This window comes from bacterium, assembly GCA_021372775.1.
Taxonomy (GTDB): Bacteria; Acidobacteriota; Polarisedimenticolia; order J045; family J045; genus JAJFTU01.
Map to the genome: position 1 here is coordinate 1 of JAJFTU010000151.1, position 1,831 is coordinate 1,831.

2 protein-coding genes are annotated in these 1,831 nt (G+C 77.5%); both read right to left on the reverse strand.

Going from position 1 to position 1,831, the window contains the following annotated elements:
* Positions 1 to 480, reverse strand: a 480-nt coding sequence (locus LLG88_05040; GenBank protein MCE5246273.1) for an FHA domain-containing protein, incomplete at its 3' end; no start/stop codon positions are given.
* A complete protein-coding gene (locus tag LLG88_05045; GenBank protein ID MCE5246274.1) occupies positions 477 to 1,727 on the reverse strand; it encodes a M48 family metalloprotease in 1,251 nt (416 codons plus the stop codon). The genes LLG88_05045 and LLG88_05040, both read right to left, overlap by 4 nt.
* Between the last annotated feature and the right edge of the window lie 104 nt (positions 1,728 to 1,831).

Below are 1,831 nucleotides of genomic sequence, written 5' to 3' on the forward strand. Positions count from 1 at the left end.
GACCGCGCCGCCGCCGCAGCGCAGCGTCGCCGCGCCGTTCCACGGCACGGCGCGCGTCACCCGCGCGCCGTCGAGGAAGGTGCCGTTGCGGCTGCCGAGGTCCTGAACGAAGAGGACGCCGCCCGATTCGAAGACGACCGCGTGCCGCTCGGAGACGGTGTCCGACGCGAGGCGCAGCGCGCAGTCGGCGCCCCGCCCGACGAAGACCGCCCGCGCCGCGGCGGGCGCGGGAACCGCCGCGCTCCCGCACGCCGCGACGTCCGATGGAACCGCCGCTCTCCCGCACGCCGCGACGTCCGACGGAACTGCCGCTCCTCCGCGCGCCGAGACGTCCGCGGAAGCGAGCGGCCGCGCGGCGACGACGGCGCCGCCCGAGGAGAAGCCCTCCGCGCCCGACAGCGGCGCGCCGCAGCGATCGCAGCAGCGTGCGTCGAGCGCGTTCTCCGCGCCGCACGCGCAGCGCCGCGCGAGCCCGCTCACCGGCCCCCCGCGCGCCGCCGGGCCGCGAGCAGCTGCTCGACGTAGCGCAGCCGCTCCGCCGTCGGCGGATGGCTTTCGAGAAGGTCGTAGGCGACCCGCAGGCCTCCGCGCGGACCGAAGCGGAGCGGCTCGCCCTGCAGCCGCGCCAGCGTCTCGAGCGCGGTCTTCGCGCCCGCCGGATCGAAGCCCGCTTCCGCGGCGAGGCAGAGGCCGAGGCGGTCGGCCTCGAACTCCAAGTCCTGGTCGTACGGCGCGCGGACGGCCGAGGCGACGACGCCCCCGAGGGCCTCGTCGATCTTCGCGTCCGGCTGGCCGTTGATCCACTGCGCCGCCTTCTCCGTGGCCATCGCCAGCCGCAGCGACTCGCGCCCGTGGCCGAGCGCGGCGTGGGCGATCTCGTGGCCGAGGACGAACGCCGCCGCGTCGTCCTCGGGCATCGCGCGCAGCAAGCCGTCGAAGACGACGCCGCGTCCGCCCGGCGCCATGAAGGCGTTGGCGTTGTCCGAGGCGAGCGGCGTGAAGCGGAAGGCGTCCGGCGCGGCGCCCGGCACGACGCGCGCCAGCCGGCCGGAGATCGCGTCGAGCCTGCCGATCTGCGCGCCGTCCCCCGAAACGCCGAAGTGCTCGACGAGCGAGCGCACGACCGCCTCGCCGACGCGCCGCTCCTGCTGCGGCGTCGGCTCCGGGCCGATCGCGTTCGCCGCGCCGCGCAGCGCGGTCTTCGCCGTGCCGACGATCGGAGCCTCGCCGCCGCCGCCCGACGGGACGCGGGGCGGAGCGCCGTAGCAGCGAGCGAGCAGCCGGTCGAGGTCGGCCGGCCGCGCCGCGCCGCGGAGGTCGAGCGTGCTGCCGAGGCCGCCCGACGGCGCGTCCGGCTCGAGGAACCCCCACCACAAGAGCAACGCGAGCGCCGCGAGTCCGACGAGCAGCCAGACGACGAGCCAGCGGGAGCGGCGCCGCTTCGCGCGCCGCGGACCCGCGTCCGGCGAAGCGCCTTCCCGCGTGCGCGCCGCATCGCCTTCGAAGCGCCGCGACGCCTCGCGCTCGGCGTCGTCGAGCGAGCGGCGCGGGCTTTCGGTCGCCGCGGGGACGGCGTCCCGTAAGTCGCCACCCCAGCCGCGCCCGTCGGCGGACGCCGCGCGAGGCGCCCGCGGCAGCGGCGCGAGACGCGCGCCGCAGGCGTCGCAGAACCTCGCCGACGGGTCGCTCTCGGTGCGTCGGCAAACGGGGCAATAGAACGCGCTCACGAACATCTCCCCCGGCGGTGCGGCGGCGGCGCGGGACGCAGCCCGCGCCGCCTCGCGTCACTACTTTGAATGACTGCCTTCGCGCTTCGGCGTCGTGCCGCCCT